Here is a 20,438-nt window from a genome sequence, read left to right as displayed (position 1 = left end):
GCTCGACGCACGTGCGGGTCGTGTCGACCGGGCCGGCGGAAGCCAAGATCTTCGGAACATCCACAGGGCCAGGCTCCTGTGGATGTTCCGAAGATCTTGTTCGGGCTCCGGCACGGTGCGCCCACGACCGGCGGCGTGGGCTGATCGCCGCCGGGGCGACGTCCCCGTGCCCTCAGGTCCGTGCAGCCCGGGTCTCGCGGACAAGGGGCGCGACCCGGGTGCCGAGCAACTCGATGCCGTGCAGCAGGTTGTCGTGGGCGAGCCGCACGTTGGTCATCTGCAGCGACAGCCGCGCCACGCCGCCGAGGTCGTCGGAGATCCGCAGAATCTTCGTGGCGACGGCCTCCGGGTCGCCGATGAGGAAGGCTCCGTCGGGCTCGCACATCGCGTCGTACTGCGCGCGCACGGGCGGGCCGAAGCCCCGCTCCTTGCCGATCTTGGTGAACATCTGGGCCCAGCCGGGGTAGAAGTCTTCGGCGGCCTGTCGGCTGGTGTCGCCCACGAAGCCGAAGCAGTGCAGCCCCACCTGCAGCTGGTCCGCCGGGTGCCCGGCGCGCCGGCCGGCCTCCCGGTAGAGGTCGACGAGCGGGCGGAACCGGGCCGGCTGCCCGCCGATGATGGCCACCATGAGCGGCAGACCGAGCGTGCCGGCGCGGACGAAGGACTCGGGTGTGCCGCCGACGCCCACCCAGACCGGGAGCGGGTCCTGCACCGGCCGCGGATAGACCCCTTGCCCTGCCAGCGGTGGTCGGTGCCGGCCGGACCACGTCACCTCCGGGCTCGCCCGGATCCGCAGCAGCAGGTCGAGCTTCTCGGCGAACAGCGCGTCGTAGTCGGCCAGGTCCAGCCCGAACAGCGGAAAGGCCTCGGTGAACGAGCCACGGCCCACGACCAGGTCGATGCGGCCCTTCGAGATCAGGTCGAGCGTGGCGAACTCCTGAAAGACGCGCACCGGGTCGTTCGCGCTCAGCACCGTCACCGCGCTGTTGAGCCGGATGCGGGTGGTCCGTGCGGCAGCAGCGGCCAGCAGCACCGCCGGCGCGGAGTCCAGGTACTCGCGCCGGTGGTGCTCGCCGATGCCGTAGGTGTCCAGACCGACCCGGTCGGCGCACTCGACCTCCTCGAGCAGGTGCTGCACCCGCTGGAGCGGCGTGACGTCCACGCCGGTCCCGGGGTCGGTGACGGTCGAGACGAAGCTGTCGATGCCGATCAGCACGCGATCTCCCTCGGCGGCGCGGAAGGCGAGTTCAGGCGGCCTGTGAGCTCAGGCGGCCCACAGACCTCAGGCGGCCGGCTTGAGGAGCACCTTCACGCAGCCATCTTCCTTCTTCTGGAACGTCTGGTACATCTGCGGGGCCTGCTCCAGCGGGACGGCGTGGGTGTGGAAGGTGTCGACGCCGAGCGGGTCCTCGTCGGTCAGCAGCGGCAGGATGTCGTCGACCCAGCGCTTGACGTTGGCCTGGCCCATTCGCAGCTGGATCTGCTTGTCGAACAGCGTGAGCATCGGCATCGGGTCGGCCATGCCGCCGTAGACACCCGACAGCGAGATGGTGCCGCCGCGGCGGACGATGTCGATGGCGGAGTAGAGGGCACCCAGCCGGTCGACGCCCGCCCGCTCCATCATCGGTGCGGCCACCGCGTCCGGCAGCAGGCCGGCCATCTGCTGCACCACCTTGGTCACCGGAGAGCCGTGTGCCTCCAACCCGACGGCGTCCACGACCGAGTCGGGCCCGCGCCCGCCGGTCATGTCGCGCAGGACGTCACCGAGGTCGCGCCCGACCTCCTCCATGTCCACCACCTCGTAGCCGCGGGCCCGGCCGCGCTGCAGTCGCTCGGTCACCCGGTCGACGCCGATCACGCGGAAGCCGTGGTGCTGGCCGATCCGGCAGGACATGTCGCCGATCGGGCCGAGCCCCAGCACGACGAGGGTCCCGCCCGGCGGCACCGCGGCGTACTCCACGGCCTGCCACGCGGTGGGCAGCACATCCGACAGGTAGACGAAGCGTTCGTCGGCAGGGCCGTGCGGCACCTTCACGTGTGTCGTCTGCGCCTGCGGCACGCGCAGGTACTCCGCCTGGCCGCCGGGCACCGACCCGTACAGCCTGGAGTAACCGAAGATCGCCGCACCGGAGCCCTCGGCGCGCACCTGGGTCGTCTCGCACTGCGTGAACAGCCCCTGGTGGCACATCCAGCAGGTGCCGCAGGAGATCTGGAACGGAATGACGACCCGGTCGCCCTTCGCGAGATTCGGAACCTCCGATCCGACCTCCTCGACGATGCCCATCGGCTCGTGCCCGAGCACGTCGCCCTTGGCCATGAACGGACCGAGAACTTCGTACAGGTGCAGGTCGGACCCACAGATGTTGGTCGTGGTGATCCGGATGACGGCGTCGGTGGGCTGCTCGATACGCGGATCCGGAACGTCCTCGACGCTGACGTTGCGCTTGCCCTGCCACGTGAGTGCTCTCATGCCTGGCGCCGTTCCCCGGGCGGTCGGCGGCTACCCCTCCAACGGGGCGAGCCGTGCATGTCACGCCGGCCGCCACGGCGTTCTCCGGGCTCGGAGCCCGTTGGTCCTAGCCGGCGTCCTTCAGCTCGTCGACCACCAGCTCCTCCAACCCCCCGGTCCCGGAGCGGTAGGCGGCCCGGCCGATCATGTGGGCGGCGACCGGAGCGGTGAGGAACTGGAAGGCGGCCACCAGCAGCAGCTTGGTGGCGTTGCCGCCGTCGTCCTGCCGCAGCGCGGCGCCGACCGTGACGAGCAGCAGGCCGAGCGTCGCGGGCTTGGTGGCGGCGTGCATCCGGCTGAAGACGTCGGGGAAGCGCACCAGCCCGAGGCCGGCCAGCACGGCGAGCGCGACGCCGCTGAGCATCAGCAGGGAGCTGAGGACGTCCAGCACGATCACGAGGACCCCCGTCGCTCGACGAAGCGGGCCACCGTCACCGTGCCGACGAAGCCGAGCAGCGCCACGGCGAGCAGCACGGCCAGGAAGCTGCCGTCCCGCGTGGCGGCGGCAGCGACGGCGATGCCGCTGACGACGACGTAGAGCAGCGCGTCCAGCGCGACGATCCGGTCGGGCACCGACGGGCCGGCGATGAGCCGCACCACGCACAACACGGCCGCCAGGCTCAGGCCGGCCAGGCAGACGGCCACGACGACGCTCACTGGGGCACCTCCCTCACTGCGGAACCTCCGTGCCGGCCTGCAGGTCCTCGGTCAGGGCCAGCCGACACGGCGGCGAGCCGACGGCCAGGATCGCGAGCCGCTCGATGCGCAGGATGTCGCCCCGCATCCGCTCGACGCCACCGGGTCCGGCTCCGACGTCCAGCACGTGCACGTAGAGCGTCGAGCGCGGTCGGTCGACCTCGAGCGTCAGGGTGCCGGGTGTCAGGCTGATGGCGTTGGCCAACAGGGTCAGCAGCCGGTCCGAGGCGCAGCGCACCGGCACCGCCAGCACCGCCTGCCGAAGCGTCGCCCGCGGCCGCACGACGAGCAGCGCGACCTGCAGGCTGGCCTGCACCAGGTCGACGGCGAAGTGACCGACGAACCGCAGCAGCGCTCCCGGCCGGATCTCGCTCTCGTCGGGCACGTCGGTCAGCGGGAGGGACAGCAGCAGCACCAGCGCGACGGCCAGGCCGCCGAGCACGTTCGCCACGGTGACCGAGCCCCACAGGCCGACCCACACGGCAGTCAGCCAGACGAGCAGCCCGGGGTGTCGGGTCAACCGGCTCATCGGGCAGCCTCCGCGCCCAGGACCGCCTCGACGTACGGGTGCCGGTCGACCAGGTCTTCGGCGGCACGGACGCTGAGCCCGTAGAGCGGGCCGGCCACGACGGTGATCGCCAGCCCGCCGGCGACGGCGAGGACGGTGGCACCGGTCATCAGCCGCGGGGTACGGGCCACACCGACGTCGACGGCGTCCTCGACGTCGCGGTCGGGCACCACCGCGGCGACCGGCCCCCAGAACACACCGCTCCAGACCCGGCCCATCGCCAGCAGCGTCAGCAGGCTGGTGAGCACGGCCGCCGCCACCGCCACCGCTGCCAGTGTGCCGCCGTCGGCGAGCCCCGCCTGCAGCAGACCGAGCTTGGCCAGGAAGCCGGACAGCGGCGGGATGCCGGCCAACGACAGCGCCGGCAGCAGGTAGAGCACGGCCAGCAGCGGGGCGACGTGCTGCAGCCCGCCGGCCCGCTCGATCGAGGACGTGCCCTCGCGCCGCTCCATCAGACCGGCCACGAGGAACAGTGTCGTCTGGACGACGATGTGGTGCACGGTGTAGAGGATCGCGCCGGCCAGGCCGGCCACGGAGTACAGGCCGAGCCCCAGCAACATGTAGCCGATGTGGCTGACGATCGTGAACGACAGCAGCCGTTTGAGGTCGTCCTGGACCAGCGCGCCGAGGATCCCGACCACCATCGTCAGGATGGCCAGCACCAGCAGCACCGAGCCGATCCGGGCGTCGCCCGGGAACAGCAGCGTCTGGGTACGGATGATGGCGTAGACGCCGACCTTGGTCAGCAGCCCGGCGAACACCGCGGTCACCGGCGACGGCGCGGTCGGGTAGCTGTCCGGCAGCCAGGAGAACAGCGGGAAGATCGCGGCCTTGATGCCGAAGACGACGAGCATCGTCAGGCCCAGCGCGACCCGCAGACCCTCCGGCAGGTCGGCCATCCGACCAGCCGCGTCGGCCATGTTGACGGTGCCGGTGGCGGCGTAGACCAGCCCGATGACCGTCACGAACAGCACCGACGCCAGCAAGCTGACGACGACGTAGGTCATGCCGGCACGCACCTGCGCCTTGCCGCCGTCCAACGTCAGCAGGACGTAGGACGCGACGAGCATGACCTCGAACGCCACGAACAGGTTGAACAGGTCGCCGGTCAAAAATGCCATCGAGATGCCGGCGGCCAGGACGAGGTAGCAGGGGTGGAAGACGGCCAACGTGGAGCGTCGGCCGTCGGCGACGCCCTGGCCCAGGGCGTAGAGGAGCACCGCCAGCAGCACCGAGCTGGACACCACCAGCAGCAACGTCGACAGCCGGTCGGCGACCAGCGAGATGCCGGCCGGCGCCGCCCAGCCTCCGAGCTGCACGACCGTCGCACCCTCGGCGTCGGCCATCCGCAGCAACCTCGGGGCCGTGGCGACCACGGCCGCCAGCGTCAGGAGGGACAGCAGCCGCTGCACCCGCTGATGGCGGGCGAACAGCACCGACAGACCGGCGGCGAGCAGCGGCAGGACGACCGGCAGCGGCACGAGGACCCGGATCACAGGTCGTCCTCCGGCCGGACCACGCGAACCAGCTCGTGGTGGTCGTCCTGGGCACGGCGACGCACCAGCCGCCGGTCCTCGACGTCGTCCTGCACCTCGTCCTCACCGTGAAGCACCCAGCTGCGGTAGGCCAGCGCGAGCAGGAACGCGGACACACCGAAGGTGATGACGATGGCCGTCAGCACCATCGCCTGCGGGAGTGGGTCGGCGGTGCCGCCGACCACTCCTGCGGTGCCGCCCGAACCGCCCTTGGCGATGAACGGGACTGCGCCGGCCGGGCCACCGGCCTGTAGCAGAAGCAGATTCGCCCCGTGGCCGAGCAGGCCGAGCCCGATGACGATGCGGGTCAGGGTGCGCTGCAGCAGCAGGTAGGTGCCGACGGTGTAGAGCACCCCGATCAGCAGCGCGAGGGTGAGGTTGCCGCTCACCGCTCCGCCTCCGCACCCAGCGTGCGCAGGACGGCCAGCACGAGGCCGACGACGATGAGGTAGACGCCGGTGTCGAAGGGCAGCGCGCTGGTCACCTTCAGCGCGCCGAGCAGCGGCGGGTGCAGCTCGAGCTTCCCGCTCTCCAGGAACTGGCCGCCGAACAGCCAGGCCGCCATGCCGGTGCCCGCGGCCAGCACCAGCCCGCCGCCGATCGGCACGCCGGGATCGATCGGGACGGCGGCCTTCAGCGCCGCCGGGCCCCCGGCGATGTAGCGCAGCACGAAGGAGGCGCCGGCGACCAGCCCGCCGACGAAGCCGCCGCCGGGCTGGTTGTGGCCGGCGAACAGCAGGTAGAGGGAGAACACCAGCACCGTGTGGAAGACCAGCCGGACGGCCGTCTCCAGCACGACCGAACGCTGCGCGGCGTCCAGCTCCTGCGCTCCTGGGAGCCGCGGCGGCGCCCCGCTGTCCACGGGCTGACTCATGGCAACACCTTCGCTGCGGCGGCCGTCTCCATCGCCGGCTCCTCGGCGGCGGTGAGGGCCGACTCCCCGGTGCCCTGCTTGGCCCGCCGACCCCGCCCGGCCTGCACGAGGCTGGCGATGCCCATGGCGGCGACGGCGAGCACGGTGATCTCCCCCAGGGTGTCGAAGCCGCGGAAGTCGACCAGCACGACGTTGACCACGTTGCTGCCACCACCCTCCGACAGAGCTCGGTCCAGGTAGTCCTGCGACGCCGGTGGCGCGGTGCGCGCCTGGCTGCTGACCAGCGTCGCGATGGTCACGAACGCGCCCACCGACAGCGCGACGGCCAGCCGGATGCCCTGGCTGATCCGGAACGGGCTGGGGCTGAACGTCGCCGGCAGCCGGCGCAGGACGAACACGAAGATGACCAGCGCCAGCGTCTCGACGAGGAACTGCGTGAGCGCGAGGTCGGGACCGCCCTGCAACACGAACAGCACGGCGATCCCGTAGCCGACGGCGCCGAGGTAGAGCACTGCGGTGAAGCGCCGGGAGGCGCGTGCGGTGACGACTGCGGCCACGGCCACGACGAGTGCGACCACCGCCTGCAACGGCCGGTCGTAGGCGTGCAGGTCCCCGGTGACGCGGGTGCCGACCAGCAGCCCGGTGCCCGGGAGGAGGACCAGCGTGAGCAGCACCATGCCGAGGTAGACCGGCAGCGAACCCGTCTGCACCGCCACCGTGCTGCGCAGCGCGACCCGGTCCAGGCCCACCAGCGTCGCGTCATAGCTGCGGTCGGCGTCGACCGCGCCGAGCACCGGACTGAGCCGGCGCTGCACCTCGCGCACCCGCTCCCGCCCGGCGAACAGCGCGGCGCCCAGCAGCAGCGTCAACACCGAGAAACCCAGGGCCGGTGTCAACCCGTGCCACAGCGCCAGGTGCTCGACCTTCCCCTCCGGTCCCACCGGCACGTCGTACGACGCGGCGTAGCCCTGCACGAGCGGGTCGGCCAGGACAGGCAGCAGCCCCACCGCCAGCCCCGCGACGCCGAGCACGACGACGGGAGCGAGGAAGCCGGGCCGCGGCGTGTGGGTGGGGGTCGGCGCACAGCCGGGTTTGCCGGCGAACGCGCCCCAGACGAAGCGCGCACTGTAGGCAGCGGTCAGCACGGAGCCGACGAACAACCCGGCGAAGACCAGTCGGTCGCCGAGGCCGCCGTGCAGGAAGGCTTCGTAGGCAGCCTCTTTCGAGATGAAGCCGAGCAGCGGCGGCACCCCGGCCATCGACAGCGCCGCCAGCGTGGCGACCACCGCGAGCACCGGCAGCCGCGCACCCACACCGGACAGCAGACGCAGGTCACGGGTGCCGGTCTCGTGGTCGATGATCCCGACCGTCAGGAAGAGGGTGGACTTGAACAGGCCGTGCGCCAGCAGCAGGACCGCACCGGCCAGCGCAGCCTCGCGGGTGCCCGCGCCGAGCAGCACGAACAGGAAGCCGAGCTGGCTGACGGTGCCGAAGGCCAGCAGCCGCTTGAGGTCGGTCTGCCGCAGCGCCCGCCAGCCACCGACGATCATCGTCAGCAGGCCGACGGTGAGCACCACGGGGCGCCAGGGGCCGACCAGCGCGAACGCGGGAGCCAGCCGAGCGACCAGATAGACCCCCGCCTTCACCATCGCGGCGGCGTGCAGGTAGGCCGACACCGGGGTGGGGGCCGCCATCGCCGCCGGCAGCCACGGGTGGAACGGGATCTGGGCGCTCTTGGTGAACGCACCGACCAGGATGAGCAGCAGCGCCACCGGGACGGTGCCGCCGGTGGGCGGCTCGGCCAGGATCGCCGACAGCGAGGAGGTGCCGGCGGCCTGCCCGAGCAGGATCAGCCCGAGCAGCATGACCAGGCCGCCGAGCGTGGTGACGACCAACGCCTGCTGCGCGGCGCGCCGGCTCTCCTCCTGCTCGTCGTCGAACCCGATGAGCAGGTACGACGTGACACTGGTGAGCTCCCAGAAGACGTAGAGCAGGATCAGGTCGTCGGCGAGCACCAGGCCGAGCATCGCGCCGGCGAAACCGGTCAGCACGCCGGCGAATCGACCCAGGCCCCTTTGCTCGGAAGGGAAGTAGCTCGCGCAGTAGAGGAAGACGAGCGTGCCGACGCCGGAGACCAGCGTGACCATCAGCAGCGCGAGGGCGTCCAGCCGCAGGTCGAGGGTGAGGTCCAGGCCGGGCACCCAGGCGGCCGCGAAGCTGACCGGCCGCCCGTCGAGCACGGCAGCCGCCTGCGTGGCTGCCCACACCGTCGTCGCCGCCGGCGCCAGGGCGACGAGCAGGAAGACCCGCCGGCCGATCCGGGCACCGGCGGCCGGCGCGACCAGCGCCAGCACCAGGTGCAGGGCCAGCAGGACGAGCACGGAGCCTCCGGGGTCGGGTCAGGGCGGGACCTCGGGGCGCGCACGCCGGTCGAGGACGCCGACCAGGCTTCCCGGCACACCGAGTCCTCACCCTACCGGCGGCCCCGTGTCGTGGCCGAGGGCGGCGGGTAGGAGCGGCAGCGACCTCGCCGTCCGCCGTTGCTGCCGCGGACGGCACCTGCCCCGGAAGGACCCGCATGGACAGCGCGCAGACGCCCGGCACGAGCGCCGGCGACCGGCCAGAGGACAGGAGCCTCGGAGAGCTCGTCGCGACCGCCACCCGCGACCTGTCGCTGCTCGTCCACCAGGAGGTCGAGCTGGCCAAGACGGAGATCAAGACGGAGGTGGTCGCTGCCGGCAAGGGCGCCGGGCTGTTCGGCGGCGCCGGCTTCGCCGGGCTGTTCGCGCTGATCTTCCTGTCAATCTCCGCGGCGTACGGCGTCTCGGCGCTCGGCATGCCACTCGGCCTCGGCTTCTTCACCGTCGGCGCGCTCTACCTGGCTGCCGCGGCGGTCCTGGCGCTGAGCGGCAAGAAGAAGATCGGCCAGGTCGGTCCGCCGGAGAAGACGCTCGAGACACTCAAGGACGACGTCGCCTGGGCCAAGCACCCCACCCGCACGTCCTAGCCGTCCGGCGTGGCAGCCTGCTGCCATGCCGGTCACGGAGTCCGTGGTCCTCGTCGACGGCCCGTGGACGCACCGCGAGGTGACCGCCAACGGCGCCCGCTTCCACGTCGCCGAGTGCGGCCCACCCGACGGCCCGCTGGTGCTGCTGCTGCACGGCTTTCCGGAGTTCTGGTGGTCCTGGCGGCACCAGCTCGCCGCCTTCGGCGACGCCGGCTTCCGCGCCGTTGCCCCCGACCTGCGCGGCTACGGCGCCTCGGACAAGCCGCCGCGCGGCTACGACGCCTACACGCTGTCCTCCGACGTCGCCGGGATGGTGCGAGCCCTCGGAGCCCGTGACGCCTTCGTCGTCGGCCACGACTGGGGCGGCGTGCTGGCGTGGACGGTCGCCACCCTGCACCCGTCGGTCGTGCGGCGGCTGGCCGTCCTCGACATGCCGCATCCGCTGCGGCTGCGGCGTGCGCTGCACACGGACACCGCCCAACTACGCGCCTCGGCCCATCTCGGCTACTTCCAGCTCCCGAAGCTGCCCGAGGCCAAGATCCTGCGGGACGACGGCGCCTTCGTCGGCGCCCTGCTGCGGCGCTGGGGCGGAGCCGGCTTCCCGGACCCCGAGACCGAGCGGCGCTGCCGCGAGGCGATGCAGATCCCGGGGGCGGCGCACTGCTCGCTGGAGTGGTACCGGTGGGCGGTGCGCTCGCTGACCCGCCCGAGCGGCCTGCGGTTCCTCGGCCTCCTGAACCGCGGCGTGGGCGTTCCCACCCTGCAGCTGCACGGCGAGCTGGACAGCTGCCTGCTACCCACGACCGCGCACGGCAGCGGCGCCTGGGTCGACGCGCCGTACGAGCTGCAGGTGCTCGCCGGGCTGGGGCACTTCCCGCACCAGGAGGACCCGGAGCTGGTCACCGCTGCGCTGCTCGAGCATGCGCGCGCGTGACGCGGCCGGCCGGCCGGTGCCGGCCGACTCCCCCGACGCCGTCGAGCCGGTGCCCGAGCAGGCCCTGCCGCCCTCCGACGCCGTCGCCCTGGCCCGCGACCTGCTCGACCGTGGCCGGCCGTTCTTCGCGCACGACGTGCTCGAGGCGCGCTGGAAGGCGGCGCCGGACTCCGAGCGCGAGCTCTGGCAGGGACTGGCACAGGTCTGCGTGGGCCTGACTCATCTGCAGCGCGGCAACCCGGTCGGCGGCGCCCGGCTGCTACGGCGGGGAGCCGGTCGGCTCCACAGCTGGTCCGGGCCGTCGTACGGCATCGACGTCGCGCAGGTGGTGCGGCAGGCGCTGGCCCGCGCCGAGGCGGTGGAGGCCGGCCGGGACGGCCCGCCGGTCGAGCTCTGACCAGGTTGCCGCTCCTCAGGGGCCCGACCCGTCAGGCGGCCTGGCTGCGGGACTCGGCGGCGTGGGCCAGATTGGCCAGGAAGCCCTCTGCCATGACACCCAGGGCGGCGGCATCGAGCCGGCTGCCGCCCAGGCCGGCGCTGTCCAGGGTGAGCACGGCGTGTGTCGAGGGGGTGCCGTCCGCACCGGGTGCGTAGGCCAGCGTCACGGTGCCTTCGGTTCCGGGCAGACCGGGCCCGGACCAGGCGAAACGGGTGACGAAGGACGTCGGGGTGCGGCGCGGCGGCAGGGCCCGCACGGAGGCGGCGGTAGGAACCCGCTCGCCCTCGGCCCACGCCACCTCCAGCTCTGCCTCGACCAGCGCCCGGCCGCCCACCTCGCCGATCCGGCGGACACCGGGCCAGAGTTCGAGCGCGGTCGGGCCGGCGAGCAGCAGCGCCGTGCTGGTGGGGTCGGCACAGATGCGGCGGATCACGCGGATACGGGTCGTGCCGCCGGAGCCGGCGAGGTCGCGGGACACGACACCTCCTCCTCGCGGTCGACCGTGCTTGCTCCAGCAAGCGTACGGCAGGCAGTGCCTTTCGGCAGCCCGGCCACAGGTCAGGAACAGTTGCCGGTACTGACCCGGTCGGTGGCGCGTCGGCCCTCGCTCGCCTCGTCGGCGACCTCCGCCGCCGTCAGCGCGTAACCCACCTGCTCGTTGTCGGCCGCCGCCGCGAAGATCACGCCGAGCACGCGACCGGACGGGTCGATCAGCGGCCCCCCGGAGTTGCCCTGCCGCACCCGTGAGAACAGCGCGTAGACCTCCCGCTCGACGGTTCCGCGGGCGTAGATGTCGCCGCCCCTCGCGTTCATCACCGCGCGTACGCGGGCCGCGCGCACGTCGAAGGGACCGTCCTGGGGGTAGCCGAGGACCAACGCGTCGGCGCCGCTCTCGGCTTCGTCGGTCGCGAACGGCAGCACCGCGCGATCCAGCCCCGGAACGGCCAGCACGGCCACATCGGTGGAGGGGTCGAACAGCACCACACGGGCATCGAGTTTGCGGTCTCCGACCGTCACCTTGGGCTCGTCGACCCCGGCCACCACGTGCGCATTGGTCATCAGCCGCTCCGGGGCGTAGACGAAACCGCTGCCCGCCACGTTCTTGCGGCAGCGGGGGGCCGCCCCGGTCACCTTGAGCACACTCGGGCGCACCTTCTGCACCACCGCGCTCTGGACCAGCGCCGGGTCCGGCGGGTCGACCGGGCGCACGTCGGTCGGCAGCAGCCCGTCGAAGACCTCGGGGAAGCCACGCTCGTCGATCAGGTTCCGGAAGGAGGCGAAGAAGCGCTTGCCGGCATCCGGGACCAGGCCGTCCACAGTGGTGATGACCACCGAGTGCCGCACCTGCGAGGCCAGTGCGGGGTACGGCGAGCTCGCGACGGCACGGCCGACCATCCAGGAGACCAGCAGCAGGCCCACGACACTGATGGCCGCGCCGCCCAGCGCGTCGACGTGCCGGGCCGGCCTCCAGGTCAACTGCCCACGCAGCACACTGCCGAGGAACGAGGTGAGCAACTGACCGATGCTGGCACCGAGGAAGACCAGGACGAGGCCGACGACCGCCTGCGGGAGGTCGGCGGCATACGGCAGCTCAGCGACGGTCGGGGCCAGCTTCGCGCCGACGACGCCGCCGCCGAGGAAGCCGACGAAGGACAGCACGCCGACCACGAATCCCTGCCGGTAGCCGGAGACGGCGAACAGCAGCGACACCACGAGCAGCAGGACGTCGAGCAGGTCGCCGGGCACTTCTGGACCTTAGCCTGCAGCCCTGGAGTGACCGGCTGGAGTGACCGGCTCCGGATCCAGCGTGCGGCTGCGGGTGGCGTCCCAGGGACGCTCCCAGCCGGCGAGGGCGAGCAGCCGGTCGAGCAGTCCCGCGGTGAACCCCCACACGAGCAGGCCGCGCACCTCGAACGCCGGGCCGACCCAGCCGCTCGGGTGCCGCACCCGCAGCCGGTTGGTCGGTTCGACCAGCTCGGCGATCGGCACCCGCGCGACGGCGGCCACCTCGGCCTCGTCCACGACGTCGACGCCGTGCGGTGCCCGCCACCAGCCGACGACCGGGTGGACGACGAAGCCTGAGGGCGGCAGGAACAGCGCGGGCAACTGCCCCAGCACCTCGACCGTCCCAGGATCCAGGCCGACCTCCTCCGTCGCCTCACGCAGCGCGGCGTTGACCGGCCCGTCGGCAGCGGGGTCACCGTCCGCCGGGTCGAGCGCACCGCCCGGAAAGGCCGGCTGTCCGGCATGCGCGCGCAGCGTGTGCGCCCGCTCGATGAGCAGCACGTCGGGACCGGTCACGCCCTCACCGAACAGGATCAGCACCGCGGAGTGGCGGCCGCCGGTGGGCGGGGGCAGGAAGCGGCTGAGCTGCTCGGCGCGTACCTCCGGGAGCACCCGCACCAGCCCCGCCAGCCAGGCCGGCGGCGCAGCCGCACCCCCGGCTGCTCGGCCGTCAGCGCCGCGGGCTCGCCTCACAGCGACACCGCCACCGCGTCCGGCGTCTTGACCAGCTTCGCCGCGACCTCCGGATCGGTGGGGCCGGTGCCGTACGACGGGCACAGGGCCGCCAGCCCGCACGCCCCGCAGGCCGGCCTGCGGGCGTGGCAGACCCGCCGGCCGTGAAAGATCACCCGGTGGCTGAACATCGTCCACTCGGGCCTCGGGAGCAGCCCGGCCACCACCACCTCGATCTTGACCGGATCGTCCAGCTCGACCCAGCGGAAGCGCCGGACGAGCCGGCCGAAGTGCGTGTCGACGGTCAGCCCCGGCACGCCGAAGGCGTTGCCCAGCACGACGTTCGCGGTCTTGCGGCCGATGCCGGGCAGCCGGACGAGGTCCTCCAGCCGGGCCGGCACCTGCCCGCCGTGCTGGTCGACCAGTGCCGCGCCCAGCCCGATCAGGCTGCTGGTCTTGTTGCGGAAGAAGCCGGTCGGCCGGATCAGGCTCTCCAGCTCCACCCGGTCGGCGCCGGCGTAGTCCGCCGCGCTGCGGTAGCGGCGAAACAGCTCGGGCGTGACCTCGTTGACCCGCCGGTCGGTGCACTGGGCGGACAGGATGGTGGCCACGGTGAGCTCGAGCGGCGTCGTGAAATCCAGTTCACAGTGCGCATCCGGGTGCAGAACGGCCAGCTCCCGGGCGATCCGCCGGGCCCGGCGGACGAGCGCCGTCCGGGTCGGCGGAACGGGGCGAGCCATAGGTCACAGCGTACGTGGCGGGCCGTTGCCGGCGCCTGACGTCGTGGCGATGACCCACCCGGGTGATCCCACTCAAGGTGCTCCCGCAGGGTGACGAGCCAACCAGGGTCGATCACAGAGCGTGACCGCAGAGGGAGGCATCCGATGACCGCACCGACCGGACGACCCGTCCAGCAGGGTCCGGCCGGCGGCACTTCCGGCAGCGGCGGCGTCGCGCTGGCCGGCCGGCCGGCGCCGGCGCGGCGCAAGGGCGCGGCGCGCCGGGCGCCGGTCCGCAACGCGGACTACGCCCACCTGTCCATCGACGCCCTGCGCGAGTACCGCCGGGCGCTGACGGCCGAGGAGGGCAGGGTGTCGTACTGGCGCCGGATCCTGCAGGCCCGGCTCGACGTGCTGCAGGCCGGCTCCGGCGCCCGGGAGTTCGACCAGGACCGGCTGCGCCCGCTGCTCACCTCCGCGCGGATCGGTGCCGGCCGGCAAGCGCTGGTGGAGGTGCTGCCCGCGGACGACATTCCGCCGCTGCCGAGCCTCGGTGAGCTGTGGGACCGACGGGTGGCCGACGACGACGTCGAGGGCCAGGCCGCGTTCGGACACGACCTACGGATCGCGGAGACCCAGCTGTCGACGTACCGGGTCGCGCTGCACCGGCGAATCGGCCAGGCGACCGTCGAGCTGATCGCGCGCTACCGCGAGGAGCCGACCCTGTGTCTGTCGGCGCTGCCGGTCGAGCCGGGACGCTCCACCACTGCCTGACCCCACCTGGCTGCAGGTCGCTTGCGCGAGGGGAGCACCATGGACGACGTGGCCCTGCTCGTCGTCGCGTTGCTGTTGCCGTTGCTGCTGCTCGTGCTCATGCTCATGATGGAGCGGGTCGAGCGGCCCCTGCGGGTCGACTCGGTGAGCGAGCAGCTGCAGTCCTTCCTTGATTCCGCCCGGCCCGAAGAGGTGGAGACCTACGTCAGCGAGGGGTTCGCGCCCGCGCTCGAGCGCTACTGGCGGCGACGCCGGCTGTCGGGCCTGCTGCCGGGACGCGGACGCTAGTCCGGTCGGACGTGGAAGACTCGGGGACGGCGGCACCCGGAGGCCGCACCGGAGCGGGAGATGACGGCCTTGAGCAGCGCGATGCAGGACAACACGGATGAGCCCGGCGACGGCGTGCTGGCCGCTGCGGGCCTGTTCCAGGGCGTGGCCCCGGAGGCCCGCGAGGCGCTGTCGTCCGCGCTGGAGTACGGCGACTACTCGCGCGGCGAGACCGTCTTCACCGAGGGCGAGCAGGGGGACACCCTCTACATCGTGCTGTCCGGCAAGGTGAAGGTCGGCCGGCGCGCCGCCGACGGGCGCGAGAACATGCTGTCGGTGATGGGGCCGTCGGACATGTTCGGCGAGCTGTCGCTGTTCGACCCCGGTCCGCGCACCGCGACCGCCACCGTCCTCACCGACTCCCGGCTCGCCTCGCTGGCGCACGCGTCGCTGCGACCGTGGATCAGCGACCGGCCCGAGATCGCCGAGCAGCTGCTGCGGGTGCTGGCCCGCCGGCTGCGCCGGACCAACGACGCGCTGGCCGACCTGATCTTCACCGACGTGCCCGGCCGCGTCGCCAAGGCGCTGCTCGGCCTGGCCGAGCGCTTCGGCACCGCGGAGGGCGACGGGGTACGCGTGCACCACGACCTGACCCAGGAGGAGCTGGCCCAGCTGGTCGGCGCCTCCCGCGAGACGGTCAACAAGGCGTTGGCCGACTTCGCCGCACGCGGCTGGATGCGGGTCGACTCGCGCGCCGTGACGATTCTCGACGCGGACCGGCTGAGCCGCCGCGCCCGCTGAGGGCGGGCCGGGCGGGACAGCTGCCGCTGATCAACGCCGGGGTTCCGCACATTCTGACCCCGGAAAAAGTGCGCAAGTCCGGCGTTGATCATGGAACGGCGCGGCTAGGTCGGCAGGACCAGCGGCTCCTCGCCGTCGGCCAGCCGACCGGCGATCTCGCGCAGCCCCAGCCAGGTCGGGTCCGGCACCAGCACGACCTGCGCGTCGTGGCTGCCCAACCCGGGCGGCGGCGCCGTCCGCCAGGCCTCCACGACGGCGGCGTGCCGCAGGTAGGCGACATGCTCGCGCAGCCCGTCGGCGGTGAGCGTCGCGACCACCCGGCCCTGTGTCCCGAGCGCCCGGGCGAGCGCCTCACGCCAGCGGCCGAGCACCGCATGCTCCTCGTCGTACGGCTGCCCCTGCGGGTCGGGGTCCTGCACGGTCACCGTGACGACGAGCTGGACGTCGAAGCCACGCCACGGCGCACCCTCCGCGGCAGCGTCGTCGAGCTCGACCACGACCAGGCCGTCCTCGTCGTCGACGAGCTGCTCCCACCGCGGGGGGACCTCGTGCAGCTCCGGCATACAGACATCCTGCCGCGATCCGCTCAGGAGGCCAGCAGGCGCTCCGTGGCGGCGATCTCCGAGCGCTGACCGGTCGACCGCGCAGCCTCCAACGCCTGCTCGAGCGCGGCCCGCCCCGCCTGCGGGTCTCCCGACGCCCGCAGCGCGGACCCGAGCGCGCGCAGCGCCAGCACACGGGCCCGGACATCCTCGGTCGGCGTCTGGACGGCCGTACGGGCGGTGCTGAGCGCCTCGTCCACCCGGCCCAGCTGCAGCAGCACGCCGGCCCGGTGGGCGAGCGCCTGCCGGCGGGGGAACAGCAGGGCGGGACGGGCCGGTACGGACAGGGCTGCGTCGATCTCGGCCAGCGCCTCATCGAGCCGGCCGCGGGACCGCAGCACCTGCGCCAGCAGGACCTGCGCCCCGAGCGGTGCGGACGCGTCGAGGTCCAGCCCGGCGAGCAGGGCCGCCGCACGCCAGGCCGCCGCCTCCGCCCCCTCGAGGTCGCCCTGGTCCAGATGGGCGTAGCCCAGCGCGACCAGCGCCAGGCTCCCGGTCACGGGGTAGCGGCTGCGCCCGGACAGCTCCACCGCCTCGCCCAGCAACGCGACCGCACGCTCCGGGTCGTCCGCACCACGGGCGGCGGCGCCCTGGGCCGTCGCCGCCAGCGATTCACCCCAGGCATCCCCCAGTTCGCCGAAGGTGACCCGGGCCCGCTCGGCCTGCACGCCGGCCACCCCGACGTCACCGAGCTCGGCGGCAGCGAGTGCGTCGATGGTGAGCAGCGCCGCGACGCCCCAGCGCTCGCCGATCGCCTCACCGAGCGGCAGCACCGACCGGACCAGCGCGCGCGCCTCGGACAGCCGGCCCTGCAGCAGCCTGACGAAGCCCTCGGTGCCGGCCAGCCAGGACAGCCCGCCGCTGTCCTCGAGGCGGGAAAAGACCGCCGTCGCCCGCTCGAGCGTGCTGTCCGCGAGCGCGTAGTCGCCACGCGTCGTCGCGCTCCAGGCCAGGTGCTGCAGCGCCCACCCGGCGCCGCGGGGGTCGTCGACCTGGACGGCCAGGGCGTGCGCCTGACGGAAACGCTCCTCCGCGTCGCGCAGCCGGCCGTCGAAGTAGTCGAGCAGGCCGAGCTGGCGTAGCGCCTCGCCCGAGAGCCGGTCGATGCCCGCTGACGCCGCCGCCGCGAGCGCCGACACGAAGGCCTGCCGGGCCTGCATCACGTGGCCGCGCTTGCGGCGGACCTCGCCGAGCACGACCAGCGCGGCGGCCCGGACCCCCTGCTCGAAGGCGTCCAGCGCGGGCGCCAGTTGCTGCTCGGCCTCATCGAGCCGGTGCAGCGAGGCCAGGGCCTGGGCGTGGCCGACCCGCACCGGCACCACCAGCGACGGCGGGAGCACCCCCCCGTACACCGGGGAGTCCAACGCCAACGCCCGCCGGAACAACTGCTCGGCCTGGGCGCTGTCGTCGCGGCCGAGCGCGCCACGGCCGAGCCGGACCAGAGCGGCGAAGGCCGTGTCGCGCGCGGCCCAGGCGGGATCGTCCGGCGGCAGGCCCATCTCGACAGCCAGACGCACCGCCCGCTCGCCCTGGCTCGCCGCCGCCGCATCGGCCTCCACCGAGCCGGCCAGCCCGGGGCCGAGCGCCTGCGCCGCCTCGGCGAACTGCGCCGCAGCCGCGTGCCGGCGCGCCCGGTCGGCCTTGGCCAGCCCGGCGTAGGCGACGTCACGTACCAGCGTGTGCCCGAAGTGATAGCTGCCCTCGTCGCTGTCGGCCTCCAGCAGGCGGCGTTCCACCAGGGTGCACACCGCCGCCTGCACGACGTCGGGGTCACCGTGGCCGCTGGCCCGACCCACCGCGACCAGGCCCGGAACGGTCACCCGCAGGCCGAGCACCGCGGCGTCGCGCAGAACGCCCTTGGCCGAGCCGTCCAACCCGTCGATACGGGCCGCGAGCACCGCCCGCACGCCGGCCGGCAGCACCCCGTCGGGAATCTCGCCGACCACGACCCACCGCTCGCCCTCGCGGACGAGGGCACCGCGGTCGACGAGCAGGTGGAGCAACTCGGCCAGGAAGAACGGGTTGCCCTGCGCGCGGGACAGCAGGGCCGTGCGGACGGAGGCGTCCACCTCGCCGACGGGGCTGCCGAGATAGGCGCCCAGCAGCCGCTCGGTGGCGCTCTCCTCCAGCGGCAGCAGCGGCAGGATCTCAACCTCGGGCAGCCGCTCCCACCACGCGCCGGGCAGGTCCTGGGTGGGGAGCTCGAGCATGTCCGGGCGGCCGACGCCGAGCAGCAGCACGCCTCCACGGGTCTGCGCGACCACGTCCACCAGACCTTTGAGCATCACCGGCGTGGCCCAGTGCAGGTCGTCGACGACGAGGACCAGCAGACCCTCGGCGGCGAGCGCGGTGAACAAGGTCGCCACCGCCTGCCGCACCTGCTCCCCGCCGACCAAGGGCTCCGGAACCGTCGCGTCCGGGTCCCCCCCAGAGGTCTCGACCTCCAGTCCGAGCAGTGCCACCAGGCGTTCGGTCAGCGTGCGGGCGACCGCGCCGGCGCGGTCCGGACGCTCCAGCCTGGCCACGGTCCGCGCCACCCGCTCGCGGGCGGCCTCGATGCCGTCGGCCTCGCCGATGGCACAGGCGGTACGCACCATCTCGGCCACGGCCGCCAGGTCGCGTCCTTCGCCGTACGGCGCGCAGCGCCCCCACAGCACCCGCGCTCCCGGCAACTCGCCGGCGAAGCGGGACAGCTCCTGGGCGAGCCGGGTCTTGCCGACGCCGGCGTCGCCGGTGACCAGGACGCCGCGCGGAACGGCGCGGTCCCCCACCTCGAGCAGGCGTCCGATGAGCAGGCCGGACTCGGCGTTCCGGCCGATGATCGGCGCCTCGTCACCGAGCCCGAGCCGGCTGGCCGAGGCCGGGCGCAGCCCGACCAGTTCGTACGCCGGGACCAACTCGCGCTTGCCCTTCAGCCGCAGCGGGGGCAGCGCACGCCACGAGGCGATCGCCATGGTGGCCAGTGCCGTGTCCCGCCCGGCGAAGACGGCACCGATGCCGGCCACGTCGGACAGCCGGGAGGCGGTGTTGACGGTGTCACCGACGACGGTGTAGCTGAGGTGGGCCTGGATGCCGGCGAGCACGATGCCGGTGTTGAGCCCGACGCGTAGGCCGAGCCGCCGCCCGCCGCCGCTCTCCTCCTCGACCACCCGGCGCACCGCACTCTGCATGCGGGCCGCGGCGCGCACCGCGCGCTCCGCGTCGTCCTCGTGGGCGGTCGGCGCGCCGAAGACCGCCATCAGCCCGTCACCGGTGAGCTTGTCGACGTGCCCGCCGAAGTCGGCGACGGCACCGGCCAGCGTCGCGAGCACCCGGTCGGTGACGACGCCGACGCGCTCGGGGTCGAGGTCCTCGGACCAGCTGGTGAAATCCGACAGGTCCCCGAACAGCACGGTCACCAGGCGGCGCTCGGCCTCGGACTCGCTGCCGGCGCCCGCCGGCAGGGCGGCCCCGCAGGCGAAGCAGAACCGCGCCCCCGGCACCGTCGGCGTCCCGCAGACCGGGCAGGTCACGGGCTGCCACGCAGGTAGGTGAGCTGCGCCCGCACCGACAGCTCGGCGGCCGGCCACAGCACCCGGTCCACATCGGCATAGACCGTCCGGACCACCTGCTGCGCAGTCGTGGCGCCCGCCTCGAGGGCCGCACGCACCTGGTCCAGCCGCGCCTCGCGGTGCGCGAGGTATCGCTCGGCGGCGGTCCCGGCGCTGGGCAGCTCCGGGCCGTGGCCGGGCAGGACGGTCAGCTCGCCCAGCTCCCGGAGCCGGCGCAGTGAGGACAGGTAGTCGGCCAGGACGCCGTCGGGGTGGGCGACCACGGTGCTCCCGCGGCCGAGGACGGTGTCGCCGGTCAGCACGGCGGTGTCGTCCCCCGCCCACGCCAGCAGGAACGACAGCGAGTCCGCCGTGTGGCCGGGCGTCGCCAGCACCCGCAGCTCCAGGCCTGCCGCGGCCACGACGTCGCCCCCGCCCAGCCCCTCGTCCCCCAGCCGGTGCGCCGGGTCGAGTGCCCGCACCGGCGCCCCGGTCAGCTCGGACAGCCGCCGCGCGCCCTCGCTGTGGTCGGCGTGGCCGTGCGTGAGCAGGACCACCACGACCGGTCCGCAGGCCGCGACGTCGGCGAGGTGCTGCTCGTGCAGCGGACCGGGATCGATGACGACGCAGGACGGCGACGCGGGATCGCGCAGCACCCAGGTGTTGGTGCCCTCCAGCGTCATCGGACCGGGGTTCGGCGCGAGCAGGACACCGGCGGTGGCCGTG

At 73.6% G+C, this 20,438-nt stretch carries 22 protein-coding genes; 6 read left to right on the top strand and 16 right to left on the bottom strand.

All coding sequences use genetic code 11. The features are described 5' to 3' along the window. Positions 1-172: 172 nt before the first annotated feature. From WD794_14095 to WD794_14055, 9 genes are all read right to left on the bottom strand, one after another. A complete protein-coding gene (locus WD794_14095; GenBank protein MEX2291439.1) occupies positions 173-1,216 on the bottom strand; it encodes an LLM class flavin-dependent oxidoreductase in 1,044 nt (347 codons plus the stop codon). Positions 1,217-1,282: 66 nt separating this feature from the next. Then, positions 1,283-2,470 (bottom strand): zinc-dependent alcohol dehydrogenase, encoded by a 1,188-nt coding sequence (locus tag WD794_14090; GenBank protein MEX2291438.1) that lies wholly within the window; start codon positions 2,468-2,470, stop codon positions 1,283-1,285. A 106-nt stretch (positions 2,471-2,576) separates the two neighbouring features. Further along, entirely contained in the window at positions 2,577-2,906 is a 330-nt protein-coding gene (gene mnhG / locus WD794_14085; GenBank protein MEX2291437.1) for a monovalent cation/H(+) antiporter subunit G, read from the bottom strand. Then, a complete protein-coding gene (locus WD794_14080) occupies positions 2,903-3,166 on the bottom strand; it encodes a monovalent cation/H+ antiporter complex subunit F (protein ID MEX2291436.1) in 264 nt (87 codons plus the stop codon). Before WD794_14080 ends, mnhG begins: the two co-directional genes overlap by 4 nt. Before the next feature lie 13 nt (positions 3,167-3,179). Further along, entirely contained in the window at positions 3,180-3,734 is a 555-nt protein-coding gene (locus WD794_14075) for a Na+/H+ antiporter subunit E (GenBank protein ID MEX2291435.1), read from the bottom strand. After that, entirely contained in the window at positions 3,731-5,269 is a 1,539-nt protein-coding gene (locus tag WD794_14070) for a Na+/H+ antiporter subunit D (protein MEX2291434.1), read from the bottom strand. The genes WD794_14075 and WD794_14070 overlap by 4 nt, the downstream gene beginning before the upstream one ends. Then, the gene (locus WD794_14065) at positions 5,266-5,697 is read right to left on the bottom strand and encodes a Na(+)/H(+) antiporter subunit C (protein MEX2291433.1); all 432 of its coding nucleotides are present in this window, start codon (positions 5,695-5,697) and stop codon (positions 5,266-5,268) included. The genes WD794_14070 and WD794_14065 overlap by 4 nt, the downstream gene beginning before the upstream one ends. Beyond that, entirely contained in the window at positions 5,694-6,182 is a 489-nt protein-coding gene (locus tag WD794_14060; GenBank protein ID MEX2291432.1) for an MnhB domain-containing protein, read from the bottom strand. The genes WD794_14065 and WD794_14060 overlap by 4 nt, the downstream gene beginning before the upstream one ends. Further along, positions 6,179-8,563 (bottom strand): Na+/H+ antiporter subunit A, encoded by a 2,385-nt coding sequence (locus tag WD794_14055; protein ID MEX2291431.1) that lies wholly within the window; start codon positions 8,561-8,563, stop codon positions 6,179-6,181. The genes WD794_14060 and WD794_14055 overlap by 4 nt, the downstream gene beginning before the upstream one ends. 197 nt (positions 8,564-8,760) lie before the next feature. Between WD794_14055 and WD794_14050 the strand changes: the two genes are divergently transcribed. Genes WD794_14050 through WD794_14040 form a run of 3 tightly spaced genes read left to right on the top strand, consistent with a single transcriptional unit; the run spans position 8,761 to position 10,520 of the window. Beyond that, positions 8,761-9,189: a phage holin family protein gene (locus WD794_14050; GenBank protein ID MEX2291430.1), complete on the top strand. Its 429-nt coding sequence runs from the start codon at positions 8,761-8,763 to the stop codon at positions 9,187-9,189. Between the two features lie 25 nt (positions 9,190-9,214). Next, a complete protein-coding gene (locus tag WD794_14045; protein ID MEX2291429.1) occupies positions 9,215-10,123 on the top strand; it encodes an alpha/beta hydrolase in 909 nt (302 codons plus the stop codon). After that, the gene (locus tag WD794_14040; GenBank protein MEX2291428.1) at positions 10,110-10,520 is read left to right on the top strand and encodes a DUF309 domain-containing protein; all 411 of its coding nucleotides are present in this window, start codon (positions 10,110-10,112) and stop codon (positions 10,518-10,520) included. The genes WD794_14045 and WD794_14040 overlap by 14 nt, the downstream gene beginning before the upstream one ends. Before the next feature lie 31 nt (positions 10,521-10,551). Here the strand turns inward: WD794_14040 and WD794_14035 are convergent, their stop codons facing one another. The 4 genes from WD794_14035 to nth form a co-directional block, all read right to left on the bottom strand. Continuing rightward, positions 10,552-11,040, bottom strand: coding sequence for a hypothetical protein (locus tag WD794_14035; GenBank protein MEX2291427.1), 489 nt, complete (start codon positions 11,038-11,040; stop codon positions 10,552-10,554). An 80-nt stretch (positions 11,041-11,120) separates the two neighbouring features. Further along, the gene (locus WD794_14030) at positions 11,121-12,308 is read right to left on the bottom strand and encodes a MarP family serine protease (GenBank protein MEX2291426.1); all 1,188 of its coding nucleotides are present in this window, start codon (positions 12,306-12,308) and stop codon (positions 11,121-11,123) included. Positions 12,309-12,317: 9 nt separating this feature from the next. Then, positions 12,318-13,040: a CoA pyrophosphatase gene (locus tag WD794_14025; GenBank protein ID MEX2291425.1), complete on the bottom strand. Its 723-nt coding sequence runs from the start codon at positions 13,038-13,040 to the stop codon at positions 12,318-12,320. After that, the gene (gene nth / locus WD794_14020; GenBank protein ID MEX2291424.1) at positions 13,037-13,759 is read right to left on the bottom strand and encodes an endonuclease III; all 723 of its coding nucleotides are present in this window, start codon (positions 13,757-13,759) and stop codon (positions 13,037-13,039) included. The genes WD794_14025 and nth overlap by 4 nt, the downstream gene beginning before the upstream one ends. 144 nt (positions 13,760-13,903) lie before the next feature. On the opposite strand from nth, the gene WD794_14015 reads away from it, so the two are divergent. From WD794_14015 to WD794_14005, 3 genes are all read left to right on the top strand, one after another. Then, on the top strand, positions 13,904-14,512 hold the full coding sequence (locus tag WD794_14015) for a hypothetical protein (protein MEX2291423.1): 609 nt from the start codon (positions 13,904-13,906) through the stop codon (positions 14,510-14,512). 39 nt (positions 14,513-14,551) lie between these two features. Next, complete coding sequence (locus WD794_14010; protein ID MEX2291422.1) at positions 14,552-14,800, top strand: hypothetical protein; 249 nt, start codon at positions 14,552-14,554, stop codon at positions 14,798-14,800. Between the two features lie 81 nt (positions 14,801-14,881). Continuing rightward, positions 14,882-15,580, top strand: coding sequence for a Crp/Fnr family transcriptional regulator (locus WD794_14005; protein ID MEX2291421.1), 699 nt, complete (start codon positions 14,882-14,884; stop codon positions 15,578-15,580). A 104-nt stretch (positions 15,581-15,684) separates the two neighbouring features. On the opposite strand, the gene WD794_14000 is transcribed toward WD794_14005, so the two are convergent. From WD794_14000 to WD794_13990, 3 genes are read right to left on the bottom strand one after another with little or no spacing between them, the layout of a single operon-like run. Then, positions 15,685-16,143, bottom strand: coding sequence for a DUF695 domain-containing protein (locus WD794_14000; GenBank protein MEX2291420.1), 459 nt, complete (start codon positions 16,141-16,143; stop codon positions 15,685-15,687). 23 nt (positions 16,144-16,166) lie between these two features. After that, a complete protein-coding gene (locus WD794_13995; GenBank protein ID MEX2291419.1) occupies positions 16,167-19,694 on the bottom strand; it encodes an adenylate/guanylate cyclase domain-containing protein in 3,528 nt (1,175 codons plus the stop codon). Next, entirely contained in the window at positions 19,691-20,395 is a 705-nt protein-coding gene (locus tag WD794_13990; GenBank protein ID MEX2291418.1) for an MBL fold metallo-hydrolase, read from the bottom strand. Before WD794_13990 ends, WD794_13995 begins: the two co-directional genes overlap by 4 nt. Positions 20,396-20,438: the final 43 nt, after the last annotated feature.

The sequence above is a fragment of the Mycobacteriales bacterium genome (assembly GCA_040902655.1).
Taxonomy (GTDB): Bacteria; Actinomycetota; Actinomycetes; order Mycobacteriales; family SCTD01; genus SCTD01.
This window is presented reverse-complemented; position numbering and strand designations above follow the sequence as displayed.

Coding starts and splice junctions, on each gene's coding strand:
- WD794_14060 (MEX2291432.1), bottom strand. CDS start 6,182: ATGAGTCAGCCCGTGGACAGCGGGGCGCCGCCGCGGCTCCCAGGAGCG.
- WD794_14050 (MEX2291430.1), top strand. CDS start 8,761: ATGGACAGCGCGCAGACGCCCGGCACGAGCGCCGGCGACCGGCCAGAG.
- nth (MEX2291424.1), bottom strand. CDS start 13,759: ATGGCTCGCCCCGTTCCGCCGACCCGGACGGCGCTCGTCCGCCGGGCC.
- WD794_14010 (MEX2291422.1), top strand. CDS start 14,552: ATGGACGACGTGGCCCTGCTCGTCGTCGCGTTGCTGTTGCCGTTGCTG.
- WD794_14005 (MEX2291421.1), top strand. CDS start 14,882: ATGCAGGACAACACGGATGAGCCCGGCGACGGCGTGCTGGCCGCTGCG.
- WD794_14015 (MEX2291423.1), top strand. CDS start 13,904: ATGACCGCACCGACCGGACGACCCGTCCAGCAGGGTCCGGCCGGCGGC.
- WD794_14090 (MEX2291438.1), bottom strand. CDS start 2,470: ATGAGAGCACTCACGTGGCAGGGCAAGCGCAACGTCAGCGTCGAGGAC.
- WD794_14000 (MEX2291420.1), bottom strand. CDS start 16,143: ATGCCGGAGCTGCACGAGGTCCCCCCGCGGTGGGAGCAGCTCGTCGAC.
- WD794_14040 (MEX2291428.1), top strand. CDS start 10,110: ATGCGCGCGCGTGACGCGGCCGGCCGGCCGGTGCCGGCCGACTCCCCC.
- WD794_14045 (MEX2291429.1), top strand. CDS start 9,215: ATGCCGGTCACGGAGTCCGTGGTCCTCGTCGACGGCCCGTGGACGCAC.
- WD794_14075 (MEX2291435.1), bottom strand. CDS start 3,734: ATGAGCCGGTTGACCCGACACCCCGGGCTGCTCGTCTGGCTGACTGCC.
- WD794_13990 (MEX2291418.1), bottom strand. CDS start 20,395: ATGACGCTGGAGGGCACCAACACCTGGGTGCTGCGCGATCCCGCGTCG.